Origin of the sequence: Dorea longicatena, assembly GCF_025150085.1 — a bacterium.
GTDB lineage: Bacteria > Bacillota > Clostridia > Lachnospirales > Lachnospiraceae > Dorea_A > Dorea_A longicatena.
The window spans coordinates 756,643-771,794 of sequence record NZ_CP102280.1 but is presented as its reverse complement, the minus strand read 5'-3'; the positions used below and the strand labels follow the sequence as shown (position 1 = coordinate 771,794).

Sequence of the window (15,152 nt, the reverse complement as noted above, 5' to 3'; positions counted from 1 at the left end):
TTGTTCGTACGAAAAGCAATTGTCATGATTGTTCATATATAAATTTGATATTTTCATAGATCAGTGAAAAATCGACCACACATTTTCCATCGAATATCCGCACAGGTACCTGATCTGTAAATCCATATATCACTGGTATCTCGACTTTCTCCAGATCATACACAATCACTTTTTTCTTATCCGGATCCACCAGCCAGTATTCTCTTACCCCCGCTTTCTGATACTTCATAAGCTTCAGATAACTGTCCTTCTTCCTTGTACTTTCAGACAGGATCTCAATAATAAAATCCGGCGCACCGAAAACCCCCTGTCTGGTAAGCTTTTTTCTGTCACAGACGATCATAAGATCCGGCTGTACCATCGTTTTATCGTCCTGATCCAGTTGTACATCCACCGGCGCAAACATTGGAATACAAGCGCCTTGGTTCTTTTCAATGTATCCGGCAAGCGAACTATATATCTTGGATGCCAGCAGCTGATGTACACTAAGCGGTGCTGCCATGTCATATATCGTTCCATCGATCAGTTCGGCTCTTTCATCTTCCGGAAGTTTCCGATAATCCTCTATTGTATATTCGCCTTGTTTCTTCTTTGTTGCCACATAATAACCGCTTTCTTCTTTTACACTCTCCGGATAGATATCCGGATGGCTGTCCTCCAGATATGTTCCAGAACATTTTTTCTTTTCTTTTTCCATATCATCTTGTTTCATCGCTTCATCTCACCCTCGATCCACGTCATGATGACATCCACCAGATATTCCTGCTGCACCTTACTTAACTCTTTGCCCGGACGCATCTTATGCCATTTATATATGCATCCCCTGCAGCATGTCGCGGTTGCATGTTGTGCTATGAATACCGGGTGTCCCCGCATCGGCGTCTGCTTTCCGTCATTGGGGATCACTGCAGGTGCTTCTCTCTTTGCAATAAAATCTTCGGCGTGACGCCGGATGGTATCCATACCCTTTTCACGTATATATGCCTTGTCCTTTTCTTTCAGATGAAAACTGCTTCTGAATTTGGACTGTTCCAGACGGGAAAATAATTGCTGATACCATTCTTCCTTTGTCATCTTTTTCATGCCTCTTTTCATTTGTAAATGTGTTTCAACCTATCTTAGATACTATATTAACATATACTAGATGATTTTTCCACTTTATAGATCTAACATATATTACGTTTCATATATATAAGCGGATACGGATTACCTTCCTCATCACACTCCGTTCTCTTATATGTCTGAAATCCCAGATGTTCATAGAATCCAACAGCCTGTGGATTCTGTTCATTGACCGTTACTTCCTGGTTTGATGTGATTTTCCAGAATGGCTTCGTATTTGACATAAGTTGCTTCCTCAATCTGATAAATACTCACGAGTCACACTACCGGAAGATTCTAACATTTCTTTCGGCGTCCCTGTAAAGAGAATCTCGCCGCCAGCCTGACCTCCTTCCGGTCCAAGTTCAACAATATAGTCCGCATCCTTCATAACGTCAAGACTATGTTCGATAATAAACAGCGTATTGCCCTGGTCCGTCATCTTGTTGAAAAGTTTCATCAGCCGTCTGATGTCATCCAGATGCAGTCCGTCTGTCGGTTCATCCAGAATGAAGATCTGTCCGCGCTCTTCAAGCTTGTCCGCCAGCTTTACACGCTGCAGTTCTCCACCCGAAAGTGTCGTCATAGACTGATTCAGATGCAGATATCCCAGTCCAACCTGCTCCAGCATATCGAGTTTATTGACGAAATCAGTGTTTTCAAAAAACCGAATTGCCTGACGTACAGTCATATTCATAACTTCAGCAATGTTTTTTCCCTTATACTGATACTTCAGCACTTCTTCCGAATACCTGGTTCCATGACATACCTCACAAACCGTCTCAATAGAATCCATATAGGCCATATCCGATATAATAACCCCTTTTCCCTGGCATACAGGACATGCCCCTTTGGAATTAAAGCTGAAATATGACCGTGCAATATGATTTTCCTTAGCAAACAGAGCCCTGATCTTATCTGCAATGTCCAGATAGGTAGCCGGGGTCGATCTTAAATTGATCCCTATATCTTTCTGTCTGATTGAAATAACCTCTCCCGGATACTGGCTGGTAAAATATTCCATCAGCGAACTTTTTCCGGAACCGGCCACGCCGGCAATGACTGTCATAACGCCAAGTGGAAGTTTCACATTTACATTCTTTAGATTATGAAGATTGGCATGCTCGAGCTGATACCAGCCTGTCGGCTTTCTATATTCCATTTTTACCGGCGTTTTTGTCCGCAGCATACGCCCTGTCACCGTATCAGCCTTTAAAAGTCCTTCGTAACTGCCCTGGTACATAATCTGTCCACCGTTTATACCGGCTTCCGGTCCCATATCCACAATATGATCCGCCAATGCAATAATTTCCCGGTGATGTTCCACGATCAGAACTGTATTTCCATGTTCTTTTAATTTGATCAGGGAATTTTTCAGCTTCTGGATATCTCTTGAATGCAGTCCTACACTTGGCTCATCCAGTACATACATCATATCTGTAAGCGGTGAATTGATATATCTGGCAATTTTAATCCGCTGTGCCTCGCCGCCGGAAAGTGTATCCGTTCCCCGGCTGAGCGAAAGATAACCCAGACCAATCTCAGTAAGCGCATTCATCCGTTTTAAGATCTCCGTTTTTATGTCACGTGCCAGCGGATCTTCAATCTGACGGATAAATTCTGCTGCCTCAGGAATCGGCATATCGGAAACTTCACAGATATTCTTGCCATTGATCAGGCAGCTGCGGATCTTTGCATTCAGTCTGGCTCCATGGCAGACCGGACATGTAAATGTGCTGACAATCCGATCCAGTTCTTTCTTATGAAGCTGCCCTTCTTTGGATGTGATGATACTGCGGTACATACGCGGATAAATTCCTTCATATTTCGCAGATTTCGGCCAGTTATCCGGTGGATTTTTAAGACGGATCTGCGGAGAATAAAGGAACAGATCCATCTCTTCTTTTGAATAATCTTTAATCTTCTTATTCAGATCAAACAGACCGCTGTAAGCATATCGTTTCCATCTCCAGGCTCCGGTTGTAAATGCGGGCCATTTAATAACCCCTTCATCGTTTAAACATTTATCAAAATCTACAAGCTTGTGTATATCTAATTCTGTCACAACTCCAAGACCTTCGCAGCGCTCACATTTTCCGCTTGGATGATTGAAGGAAAAACTATCCGAATATCCGACAAAAGGTTTTCCGACACGAGAAAAAAGCAGGCGCAGCAACGCATAAATATCGGTGTAAGTACCAACCGTAGACCTCGAATTAGCAGCCGGTTTTTTCTGATCGATTACGATCGTGACCGGAAGATTTTCCATGCGGTCTACTTCCGGGCGGCCATATTTGGGCAAAAACTGCTGCACAAAACTTGGAAATGTTACATTCAGTTCCCTTCTCGATTCTGCCGCAATCGTATCCAGACAAAGAGAAGACTTTCCCGAACCGGATACTCCGGTAAAAACTGTGATTTGTTTCTTGGGAATTTTTAAAGAAACGTGTTTTAAATTATTTTCTGTCGCATTGATAATATTTATAAAATCCTGTTCGTTATTTTCCATTTTTCTGTTTCTTTCGCTCATAAAAGGCATTTGGATTCGTGTACTGTCCATGCCTTTTCTAAGTAATCCGCCTCCTTCGTTTCATCTTTTTTATATAGTTAAATTTCGATTTTTATTTTTGTTTCCATAGCATAGTGTACTCTTTTTCACCAGTAGCTTCATCCAAACCTTCGCATTGAATAATGAACCCTTCTCTTTGGTAAAAAGAAATTGCTCTGGTATTCTTCTGGTATACATTTAATTGTAATCTAACTTTTTTATCCTCAATATAATCCAATAAAAGCTTACCTATGCCACATGACTGCATTTCTTCAGCGACAAAAATACCTTCGATATATTCATCATTTAGTCCTACAAATCCTTGTATCATTTTATCCGCTTCAAACACATAGACTTCGGATTGTGACACCATTTCTTTCACTAATTCATAATTACTTGTCCAGTATCGATTGGAAATAAAATAGTGTGCTTTCAGATTTGTCTTTAACCATATATCAGCAACTCTATCTACATCTCCGTTCAGCAACTTTCTAATCATAACAAATATTCTCCCCAACTACATCCTTTATGCTTTTCTCTTTTTTTCATTCTATCACAAGCTCACCATTAATCATCAATTTTTTGATATTTTTTCTTTTTCCTGAAATTAAGTAAAGAATCGGATTGCCTTTACATAGTTTCCACTTTCAAGAAATAAAAAAATGTGTATTTTTGAAAGCGGCGGGGAGATGCAGAAGAGTTTTTTGAATTATGATAATGTCAAAGGGGCACAGAATCTTTTGACGTATACTCGCAAACCAAGCTGCCACTCATTGCCCGAGTGACAGCTTGGTTACTTGCTATCCCTGATACCTTATTCTTTCTACCAGCGTTTCCTTTTTCAGATTACTGCTTAAAACGCAGGAAAGTACAATCTGCAACAGACCGACAAAAAAAATCATAATAAAAATTGGTACGATTGGAACATGATAAATATTCATTCCAAATATTCCATTATGCTTTGCATAGGAAAAAAGTGCATAACCGAGCGGCAAACCAATAATCAAAGCTACGCATATGGTGCCAACCGTAAAAATCAGTCCCTGTAACTGCAGGCATAAATTTAATTGTTTATTTGTCATGCCCACAGCCTGTAATACACCATATTCCTGCTTTTTTGTCGTAATATTCATGATCATGGTGTTTGCCATATTCATAAAACCGATGAGTCCTACAACCGCCATAAACAGATAACAGCCAAGCTTCATCATGCGGGTTACTGATTCTGCAGATTCTAACTGTGCATGATAGGTATTCATTTTTATATGCGAAGTATTAGAAATCAAAGTATTCAGACTCTGTTCCACAGATGCCACATCTTTTTTATCACAGTCCACCCACAGATATCCATAGGCTGTTCCTCTCGGATTCATGGAACGGTATACATCTTCTGGAATGACAAGATAAGTGTCCGCACTTACAAAAGATCCTGCAATCTTTCCCTGATAGGTATAGGTTCCACTTCCATTCTCAAAGTCAAATACAATAGATTCACCCGGAGTATATCCATCTTGTTCCATCCACGCCGACCAGCCAAAGAAAATATCACCATTCTTTACCGCCTGATCATAGTCCATAGAACCAATATCCCCATCTTGGCGCATAAAATCAAAATCCTTTTTACTCACAACAGCAGCCGGAAATCTTGTTCCGTTCAGATTTACAGAGACAATCTCTCTCGTCATGACATCTGTCACTCCCGGAATGCTTTTGATTTCTTCAATCAGCGAATCATTCAATGGATTATCCGTCAGAATCGTATCCAGATTATTCTCCGGATATCTTTCATCATACTCAGAAGAATAGTCAAGCTGCAGTTCAAATTGTCCATGATTAACGGAAAGACGTGCTTCATGCTCCGTGTCAATATTTCCCACATAATTAGAGATAATCACAAACAATGCGCAGGAAAGCCCCAGTGTGAGGATGGTACCAATGGTTCTTTTTGGATTACCCGTTATATTTGCCATTGCCATAGAAAACACGGTGACATTTTTTCTGCCATTTCGTTTTCCTTTTTTTTGTGTTTCTGCATTTTCTAAATACCGTGTTGCTTCGATAGGTGAAATCCGTGAAACAATTTTCATTGGTTTACGCAGTGCCAAAGCAACGGTAAGAAATGATACGAAAATACATAGAAGCATAACAGGCAGGGAAAACAGTGACACCTGCTGATTTTGGACTCCCATAGAGTCAGTTCCGGTTGATACAAGATTCCCCTGTTCTACCAGCCAGTTAAAACCGCATTTTGCAATCAGAAAGCCAAAAAGCAATCCAACTGGTATTGAAAAAAATGTCAAAAACATACCCTCTCTGAAGATCAGTTGTTTCATCTGCTTTTTTGTTGCTCCCAGAGCCTTGATTTTTCCATACTCCTGTATCTTGTTGGCAATACCGACCTGAAAAATATTATAAATGACCACAACAGAGAAAAGTACAATTGCAAGAATCAAAACCCCGCCTACCGCAATCGTTTCATAACTCGGCTGCAAGACCCATTGCAAATAGAGATCATTGACTATAACGTTTTTTTCTTCGATCCCACAAGCTGCTGCAATCTGCTTTATAACCGAATCAATATTATTCATAGATACATTTGCAGAATCATTTAAAGTAAAATAAATATTATACTGTCTGTCATTCTCTGCGACGTGCTCATCATAAAACTCCTGTGACCCAAAAGCAACATAAGATGCCTCGATGGTATATTCATCCCGATCATATAGGATTCCGCTGACAACAAATTCTTCCGGCTTATATTCTGACTGCATCCCTGCGCGGTAATCCAGTGTAACCGTATCTCCGATCTTTACATCACCATACCCCATTGCACGAAAAAATGCTCTTCCTGCGGCAATTTCCTGCATTTTTTCCGGATACTTTCCTTCCTTCAACTCATATTCTTTATTATAAGGAAGCATTTTTCTTGCAGTCTCATCCATGCAGACAAACCCGCCTTTTTCATTGCCTTTTATGATACCTTCGGTGCGCATAGTGCCTGTAGCATCTATTTCCGCACGGCGGTTTACTTCTTTTAACTGCGATCCGTCTGCGGAAACAAACAGACCATAATTGCTTCCATATGATCCTGCCGCCTGACCTTTCTGTAAATGAATTGCCCCATTTCCCACAGTACTGATGATAACAAGCAGCATCGTGGTCAGACAGATTGCCATCATGATCAGTATACTTCTTGTCCTGTTCCTTTTGTCATTGCTATATGCAATCCTGCTTATTGTCTTCATCTGAAATCCACCACCTGTCCGTCCTCAATCACCAGAATACGGTCAGCGACCTGTGCAATTTCGTCATCATGGGTAATCATTACAATTGTCTGTCCATATTTTTTTGCTGTCATCTTAAGCAGAGCGATTACCTCATCACTGGTCTTAGAATCAAGATTTCCTGTCGGCTCATCTGCAAATATAATTTCCGGACGATTCACCAGTGCTCTTGCAATTGCTACTCTCTGCTGCTGTCCTCCGGATAACTGATTTGGCAGATTATAAATCCGGTTTTCAATCCCCAGAGTTGCAATGATATCATTTACATACGCTTCATCCACTTTTCTTCCATCCAGCCCCAGTGGCAGTACAATATTTTCCCAGACATTAACAGATGAAACCAGATTAAATGCCTGAAAAACAAATCCGATTTTTCTTCTGCGGAAAACAGCAAGGGCATCTTCCTTCATCCTGTATAAATCTTTCCCTGCTAAAGTAACACTGCCTTTTGTCGGGGTATCTAGCCCTCCAAGCATATGAAGTAATGTACTTTTACCGGAACCTGACTTTCCAACAATTGCGACAAATTCTCCCTGCTCAATCTGAATGTCCACCTGATTGACCGCTTTGACCTGATTCTCACCCGCGCCATAAAACTTACAAAGCTGCTTGGTTTCTAATATCACACTCATGTGTTGCCTCCTTTTTAATTCTGTAAAGTGTACCTTTTCACCCTACATCCAAATTGTATCAGGATAATCTTTCATTTCACTTTCAAAAAACGAGCAGAAGTCTTACAGAATTGTAAGATTTCTGCCCACTTAAAATTTAACCAACATATGGTAATTGAATCACAAACGTGCTTCCTTTTTTCTTTTTGCCGGAGGTTACCATGATTGTACCTCCGTGTTTTTCGATAATTTCTCTCGATAGAAAAAGTCCGATTCCTGTACCACTCTTTTCCATGACCTTCCTAGAACTTCCTCTGTAAAATCGTTGAAAAATTTTGTGATACTCATTCTGCGGAATACCAATTCCCTGATCCTCAATTTCCATTCTTACAAGATCGTTTCTTTTTTGTAACCGGATAAATATTTTTGAACCATCCGGGCTGTACTTGATTGCATTATCCAGAACGTTGATCACAGCTTCACCAAGCCATCTTTTATCCTGCATAACCATGCATGTTTCCAGCTCTTTTGCATAGTCAAAAACGAATTCAATTTCTTTCTCATCCGCTTTTGGATAAGTACAGTTCACAGCAGATATGACAGTATCCATAAGCGGAAGTTTTTTCTTATTAATCTGAATCAGTCCAGTTTCCATCTTGGATATTTCAAGAAGCGACTGCAATAATGTCTCCAGTCCATCCAGAGCACTCCGACAACGGATACGAAACTCCTCCTGTTCTGTGGCACTTAAGTCATTCTGCATCAGCACACTAAAACATGTATCCAAAGCTGCAACCGGTGTCTTTAACTGGTGAGAGATATCAGAAACCATTTCTTTCGTGCTCTCTTTTTCTTCCCGTGCTTCTTCCTTTAGCAACTGAATATGATGTCCGATTGCTTCAAGCTGGTCATTCAATTTTTCCAGTTCTGCTGGATTTTCCGTTTTCAGTAAAGCATCAAATTTATTTTCACGGAATCTGATCAGAATTTCTTCCAACTGGTCTAAAATTTTCTGATGACACGCATCTTCTTTTTTCTTCCAATAAAGTAAAAAAGTCAAAAGAAGCACGCATATCACAGTGCTTACAGCACCGGTCACCATAACCTGATGCCGGAATTGCATATAAAATGCATTCCCTTTATTTCCCCAGTATCCATATTGCTCCAATAATCGCCTTCCCTGTTCGTTGGTTTCAATATCCTTATCCTTAAGCAATTCCGAAACAGCATCCAGCCCGGAAAATTCTTCCTTTGTAGCAATCTCTGTCATAAGATTCATTTTATATTTATAATCTTCATAAAACACATATGTGGTAAAGCAATTTAATATTGCAAACAATACTATGACAGGCAAAACCAAGGAGAGCGCTACTGTGATCTTCTTGCGATATCTCTTTGTCACTGCCTTACCTCCTGATTCCATATATACCCAAGACCTCTGATATTCTTTATATAGACCGGTGCAGCCGGATTGTCTTCGATTTTCTCACGGAGTCTTCTGATATTGACAGCGATTGTATTTTCATCCACAAAATCCCCTTCCAGATCAAACACATTTTCCAATATTTGTGTTTTTGAAAGAATCTGTTTCGGATTCTGAAGAAAAAAAGTCAGCATTTTCAACTCCGTTTTTGTCAGACTGATTTCACGACTCTTTATCAGGACTTTCATTTCTCCTGCGATAAATACGATATCTCCCGAAATCATCTTTCCGGCTCCCGTTTTCTCCTGTCTGCGGCGGAAATGTGCTTCTATTTTCAAAAGAAGTACCGAAAGACTAAACGGCTTTGTAATATAATCATCTGCCCCTGCTTCATATCCCATGACCTGATCCATCTCCTGATCTAGTGCTGTAAGACAAATAATGTATGTATTATAATTGCATCTCATCCACCTTACAAATTCCAGTCCATTCCCATCCGGAAGATTCACATCACAAATGGTAACATCCACATTATGATCACTTGCAATTCTTTTCGCTTTTTTCACTGATTCTGCTGAAAAAACCTCATATCCGGATTTTTTCAGTGAGAATGTAATTCCACGATTTAAATTTTCATCATCTTCAACCACGAGTATACCTGGCATAGCATATGCACCTCTCTTTATTAACTATCCAGAATAGAAACTAGCTTTTGTTCGCCTTCCGCATCCAAGACATATTAAAACAATACCGATTTTTCTTTATCATTATACTACCACACCCAAAAACTTTTGTACATTTTTTCACACAGAGAACTTGCCATCGGCAACTTCTCTTGAACGCATGGCGACATAAAAACCCCTCACACCATAATTGATGTAAGGGGTTTTCTATATAAGCTAATTAACGTTCTATGTTAGTCACCTACAGTGTACTATTTCTGGTTAAGCCCAATCGTCATTATCCTTATTGAATGAAAATGTGCCGACTAATTCAATAGACCATTTATTATCTGTATCTTCATATAAATTAAAGATAATCGCTTTTATTTCACTACTCAATTCATTCTTTAAAAGTAAATCTAACCATTCAAAGAAATCTTTGTTGTTTTTATTCGATTTTAACCTATCAAGCAATCCCATACTTCGACCTCCGAAAACTGGAATTTGTAAATATCATTTTACATTTTTATATGAAATCATAATATGACTTGGTGCAAATAATACTGATGCAATAATCAATAGCACTGACCTACTCATAATCCCACTAAATAAGAACAACATTGAAGGAATAATAGAAAGTGCTAATGCTCTGAAAACGCTGTTTTTCTTAAAACATATAATCCAAATAGCACAATAAAGCATTACCAATATGGTATCTACAATCAGATATAGTGCAAATGCTTCGTCAGACCACCACCCGAACCAAGTTCCCGGAATATTGATTATCATGAATCCGAAACAACCCAATCTCCCTACTTGTTCTGTGACCTCAACATATTTATTGTTCCACTTATTATCAAATCCATCTTTGCACTTAATCGCAAATACAACATTGGGTATCATAATGACTGCAATAAAAATCAGCCCAAAAACATTAAACCATTCCATATTATCTACCATCACAAACTTCGATTTTCTCAATTCTCCTAACTTGATGTTATTACTTTCTGCATAGTGTGTTTCCTAAAATGATAATTACCACGACATCAACCAAAATAATCCCCAATGCAATATATATATAAAATGCAGGCAAAATATTTTCAAACAAGCTCATAGTTAATGCAAGAATTGCTATAATAGACATTCCAATTCCCATTGTTCTGCATAACTTCTTTTCATCATATTTTTCCTTTTCTTCTCTTGAAGCTGTATTATATCCAGAAATGAACCAGCTTCCATGTCCAGAAAGTAAAATAATAGAAAGTACAGCAAATATCGCAAAGACAATCCACACTATCCAATCAGAGCCTGTTGCTAAATCTGCTAATTTCATTTACATACTCCTCCTTACATTTCATTTTCTTAATTCTATAAACTGAAATTTTACGATTTTTTGTTTTTCAAAAAGTCAATAGTTCTTTTCACGATAAATACGATACATATCAAACCTACAATCCCACAAACAATAGAGTCCTTTAAGTCTGCAAATCCTCCTGTGTACTGCATTGCATAATAATAACCCGTCCATATCAGTATCAATACGAACACACTAATACTTAACCAATAAGACTTTTTCTTCATCTAATTTTCCTCACATTGAACTTCCGATTTGCTTGTTCCATAAAATTCATTTTATTCGCCTTCAAACTTGCTGGCGGCGAACAGCATTTTATGCTGTTTGCAGACGGCAAGTCCACAAGGGATAGCCGCATAAGCGGCGCAAGGGAGTGTAGCTCCCTTGACGGAACGAAGTGACGAAACATTCTCGGTCGGGCAGTTTTCTTCTGCTGACTGGGAATGAAGCTCCGCAGGACGCACATACTCCCGATAGGAGAGTATAGAAGTGCGCCCTTTAGTTCCTAAAGGGATTTTTCCTTAATACTTTTTCATCAGCTTATTAAAAATGACAATTCCTGCGATAACTTGAAACAGTAAATATCCGCTGAGATAGAGTACAATCATGCGAGCATTATCAATGACTTCCAATGCTCCGAGAATACCGAAAACCAAAATGGAGAAACAAACAACCAGCAATCCTAAGCTGTAAGTATATCTTCCGGCTCTATCTCTGATTTTTGTTTTCAACTCGTCATGCTGTTCAATTCGTTCGTTCTCCAAACGCTCTTCGTATCGCTCTTTATTTTTGGGGGAACTCCAATAAAAATATTTGCATATCATCATAATTCCGGGGAAGATACCTGCGCCCGCAAAGCCCCATAAAATGCCCTCTAACTTTGTTTCAATCAACAGCGCAACAATCAAACAAGCCACGCCGAAAAGCACATATAGTATCCCGGTTATCAAATTACTCTTTTTCATTTTCTGCACCTCTTTCATAGATAAAGATTTCTTCAATTCGTTTGCCAAAAAAGTCTGAAATTGCAAAAGCTAATTCCAATGATGGATTATACTTTCCTGTTTCGATTGAACTAATGGTTTGCCTTGAAACACGAAGCATTTTTGCAAAATCATCCTGATTTAGTCCTCGCTCCTTTCGTAATTGCTCAACTTTATTCTTCAAAAAAACGCCTCCTTGCATGACAAGTTTCCTTTACAATCTTACTATAGCATGACACGCTCATCTTGTCAAGTTTCCTTTACAATATTTACTTCTTTATCATGGGAAAATACCGATTTGTCTTTATCATCATACTACCACACCCAAAAACTTTTGTACATTTTTCACGTAAAAAACCCCTCACACCATAATTGATGTAAGGGGTTTTCTATATAAGCTAATTAACGTTCTATGTTAGTCACCTACAGTGTACTATTTCTGGTTAATTGCTGCCTGTGCTGCTGCAAGACGAGCGATTGGTACACGGAATGGTGAGCAAGATACATAGTCAAGACCGATCTTGTTGCAGAATTCAACTGAAGATGGATCTCCACCGTGCTCTCCACAGATACCAACGTGAAGGCTTGGGTTAACTGGCTTACCTAATTCGATAGCCATTTCCATTAATTTACCAACACCTGTCTGGTCAAGCTTAGCAAATGGATCGTTCTCGAAGATCTTAGCATCATAGTAAGCGTCTAAGAACTTACCAGCATCGTCACGAGAGAATCCGTATGTCATCTGTGTTAAGTCGTTTGTACCGAAGCAGAAGAAGTCAGCTTCTGAAGCGATCTGATCAGCTGTAAGAGCTGCTCTTGGGATCTCGATCATTGTTCCAACTTCGTACTCAAGATCGCTGTTTGCTGCTGCAATCTCAGCGTCTGCTGTCTCTACTACGAATTTCTTAACATATTTAAGCTCTTTGATGTCTCCAACAAGTGGGATCATGATCTCTGGTTTTACGTTCCAGTCTGGGTGAGCTTTCTTTACATTGATTGCTGCACGGATAACAGCGCTTGTCTGCATCTTAGCAATCTCTGGATATGTTACTGCAAGACGGCATCCACGGTGTCCCATCATTGGGTTGAACTCATGAAGGCTGTCGATGATTGTCTTGATCTGCTCAACAGTTTTACCCTGAGCGTCAGCAAGTTTCTTAATGTCTTCCTCTTCTGTAGGAACGAACTCATGAAGCGGTGGATCAAGGAAACGGATAGTAACCGGGTTACCTTCCAGTGCTTCATACAGTTTTTCGAAGTCTCCCTGCTGTTCTGGAAGAATCTTAGCAAGTGCTGCTTCTCTTTCTTCTTCTGTCTCAGAGCAGATCATTTCACGGAATGCATCAATTCTGTTTCCTTCGAAGAACATATGCTCTGTACGGCAAAGTCCGATACCTTCTGCACCAAGTTCGCGTGCTTTTACAGCATCGTGTGGTGTATCAGCGTTTGTACGAACTTTCATTGTTCTGTATTTGTCAGCCCATCCCATAATTCTTCCGAATTCACCAGCGATTGTTGCATCAACTGTTGGGATGATACCATCATAGATATTACCTGTAGAACCATCAAGTGAGATGCAGTCTCCTTCATGATATTCTTTTCCGGCAAGTGTAAATTTCTTATTAGCTTCGTCCATTGCGATGTCACCGCAACCAGATACACAGCATGTACCCATACCACGAGCAACTACGGCTGCGTGAGATGTCATACCACCACGAACTGTCAGGATACCCTGTGCAGACTTCATACCTGTGATATCTTCTGGTGATGTCTCAAGACGTACAAGAACAACTTTTTCTCCTCTTGCAGCCCATTCAACAGCGTCATCAGCTGTGAATACAATCTTACCGCAAGCAGCTCCTGGAGATGCTCCAAGTGCTTTAGCAAGTGGTGTAGCAGCTTTCAGTGCTGCAGCATCGAACTGTGGGTGAAGCAGAGAGTCAAGGTTACGAGGGTCGATCATTGCAACAGCCTCTTCCTCTGTTCTCATTCCTTCATCAACAAGATCACAAGCGATCTTCAGAGCAGCTTTTGCTGTTCTCTTACCATTACGTGTCTGTAACATGTACAGTTTACCATGCTCTACAGTAAACTCCATGTCCTGCATATCTCTATAGTGTTTTTCAAGAGTTTCACAAACCTGTTTGAACTGTACGAATGCTTCTGGGAATTTCTCTTCCATTTCTGAAATGTGCATTGGTGTACGAACGCCGGCAACTACGTCTTCTCCCTGTGCATTTGTAAGGAATTCTCCGAACAGACCGTTCTCTCCTGTAGCTGGGTCACGAGTAAACGCAACACCTGTACCACAGTCATCTCCCATGTTACCAAATGCCATCATCTGTACGTTAACAGCTGTTCCCCATGAATATGGGATATCATTGTCACGACGATATACGTTAGCTCTTGGGTTGTCCCATGAACGGAATACAGCTTTTATTGCTTCCATTAACTGTTCCTTCGGATCAGATGGGAAATCAGAACCAATCTTCTCTTTGTATTCAGCCTTGAACTGGTTAGCCAGCTCTTTCAGGTCTTCTGCAGTAAGTTCAACGTCCTGCTTAACACCTCTGTCAGCTTTCATCTTGTCGATCAGCTCTTCGAAATATTTCTTTCCAACTTCCATAACTACGTCAGAGAACATCTGGATGAATCTTCTGTAGCAGTCCCAAGCCCAACGAGGATTTCCTGAAGCTTCAGCAAGTGTCTCAACTACTTCTTCATTTAATCCAAGGTTCAGGATTGTATCCATCATACCAGGCATAGAAGCTCTTGCTCCAGAACGAACTGAAACGAGAAGTGGATTCTTCTTATCTCCGAATTTCTTTCCTGTAATTCCTTCCATTTTATCGATGGCTTCCATGATCTGACCCATAATTTCGTCATTGATCTGTCTGCCGTCTTCGTAGTACTGTGTACAAGCTTCTGTTGTTACAGTAAAGCCCTGTGGTACTGGAAGACCTAAGTTTGTCATTTCAGCAAGGTTTGCACCTTTTCCACCAAGAAGGTTTCTCATGGTTGCGTTACCTTCTGTAAACATATAAACCCATTTTGCCATTTGTCATGACCTCCTAAAACTAAATTTTCTAAGTCGCACTTCATATTTTACTGTTTTTACCAGTTTTCGTCAAGACTTTCACCAATAAATCTGCCGATTTTTCCCTGGAATTTCGGGCATTCTGCACA

15 protein-coding genes are annotated in these 15,152 nt (G+C 40.0%); all 15 read right to left on the bottom strand.

Annotated features, from left to right (window positions below; all coding sequences use genetic code 11):
• Nucleotides 1–22: 22 nt before the first annotated feature.
• Nucleotides 23–712, bottom strand: coding sequence for a Uma2 family endonuclease (locus NQ508_RS03735; protein ID WP_006426329.1), 690 nt, complete (start codon nucleotides 710–712; stop codon nucleotides 23–25).
• Nucleotides 709–1,074 carry a DUF4186 domain-containing protein gene (locus tag NQ508_RS03730; protein WP_044919428.1) on the bottom strand — a complete coding sequence of 122 codons (366 nt, stop codon included), beginning with the start codon at nucleotides 1,072–1,074 and terminating at the stop codon, nucleotides 709–711. Before NQ508_RS03730 ends, NQ508_RS03735 begins: the two co-directional genes overlap by 4 nt.
• A 92-nt stretch (nucleotides 1,075–1,166) precedes the next feature.
• Nucleotides 1,167–1,346 (bottom strand): GNAT family protein, encoded by a 180-nt coding sequence (locus tag NQ508_RS03725; RefSeq protein WP_006426331.1) that lies wholly within the window; start codon nucleotides 1,344–1,346, stop codon nucleotides 1,167–1,169.
• Between the two features lie 11 nt (nucleotides 1,347–1,357).
• Nucleotides 1,358–3,610 carry an ATP-binding cassette domain-containing protein gene (locus NQ508_RS03720; RefSeq protein ID WP_022416195.1) on the bottom strand — a complete coding sequence of 751 codons (2,253 nt, stop codon included), beginning with the start codon at nucleotides 3,608–3,610 and terminating at the stop codon, nucleotides 1,358–1,360.
• 112 nt (nucleotides 3,611–3,722) lie between these two features.
• Nucleotides 3,723–4,148, bottom strand: a complete 426-nt coding sequence (locus tag NQ508_RS03715; protein ID WP_006426333.1) for a GNAT family N-acetyltransferase — start codon at nucleotides 4,146–4,148, stop codon at nucleotides 3,723–3,725.
• A gap of 301 nt (nucleotides 4,149–4,449) precedes the next feature.
• Complete coding sequence (locus NQ508_RS03710; RefSeq protein ID WP_006426334.1) at nucleotides 4,450–6,894, bottom strand: ABC transporter permease; 2,445 nt, start codon at nucleotides 6,892–6,894, stop codon at nucleotides 4,450–4,452.
• Nucleotides 6,891–7,565: an ABC transporter ATP-binding protein gene (locus NQ508_RS03705; protein ID WP_006426335.1), complete on the bottom strand. Its 675-nt coding sequence runs from the start codon at nucleotides 7,563–7,565 to the stop codon at nucleotides 6,891–6,893. The genes NQ508_RS03710 and NQ508_RS03705 overlap by 4 nt, the downstream gene beginning before the upstream one ends.
• A gap of 136 nt (nucleotides 7,566–7,701) precedes the next feature.
• The gene (locus tag NQ508_RS03700; RefSeq protein WP_006426336.1) at nucleotides 7,702–8,967 is read right to left on the bottom strand and encodes a sensor histidine kinase; all 1,266 of its coding nucleotides are present in this window, start codon (nucleotides 8,965–8,967) and stop codon (nucleotides 7,702–7,704) included.
• Nucleotides 8,943–9,632, bottom strand: coding sequence for a response regulator transcription factor (locus NQ508_RS03695; RefSeq protein ID WP_006426337.1), 690 nt, complete (start codon nucleotides 9,630–9,632; stop codon nucleotides 8,943–8,945). The genes NQ508_RS03700 and NQ508_RS03695 overlap by 25 nt, the downstream gene beginning before the upstream one ends.
• A 279-nt stretch (nucleotides 9,633–9,911) precedes the next feature.
• Nucleotides 9,912–10,109 (bottom strand): hypothetical protein, encoded by a 198-nt coding sequence (locus NQ508_RS03690; RefSeq protein WP_005342823.1) that lies wholly within the window; start codon nucleotides 10,107–10,109, stop codon nucleotides 9,912–9,914.
• A 33-nt stretch (nucleotides 10,110–10,142) separates the two neighbouring features.
• On the bottom strand, nucleotides 10,143–10,610 hold the full coding sequence (locus tag NQ508_RS03685) for a hypothetical protein (protein WP_242654645.1): 468 nt from the start codon (nucleotides 10,608–10,610) through the stop codon (nucleotides 10,143–10,145).
• A 19-nt stretch (nucleotides 10,611–10,629) separates the two neighbouring features.
• Entirely contained in the window at nucleotides 10,630–10,962 is a 333-nt protein-coding gene (locus NQ508_RS03680; protein ID WP_006426339.1) for a DUF3784 domain-containing protein, read from the bottom strand.
• Between the two features lie 542 nt (nucleotides 10,963–11,504).
• On the bottom strand, nucleotides 11,505–11,948 hold the full coding sequence (locus tag NQ508_RS03675; protein ID WP_006426341.1) for a hypothetical protein: 444 nt from the start codon (nucleotides 11,946–11,948) through the stop codon (nucleotides 11,505–11,507).
• On the bottom strand, nucleotides 11,935–12,150 hold the full coding sequence (locus NQ508_RS03670) for a helix-turn-helix transcriptional regulator (protein ID WP_033119795.1): 216 nt from the start codon (nucleotides 12,148–12,150) through the stop codon (nucleotides 11,935–11,937). The genes NQ508_RS03675 and NQ508_RS03670 overlap by 14 nt, the downstream gene beginning before the upstream one ends.
• A 249-nt stretch (nucleotides 12,151–12,399) precedes the next feature.
• Complete coding sequence (ppdK, locus tag NQ508_RS03665) at nucleotides 12,400–15,024, bottom strand: pyruvate, phosphate dikinase (protein WP_006426343.1); 2,625 nt, start codon at nucleotides 15,022–15,024, stop codon at nucleotides 12,400–12,402.
• Nucleotides 15,025–15,152 lie beyond the last annotated feature (128 nt).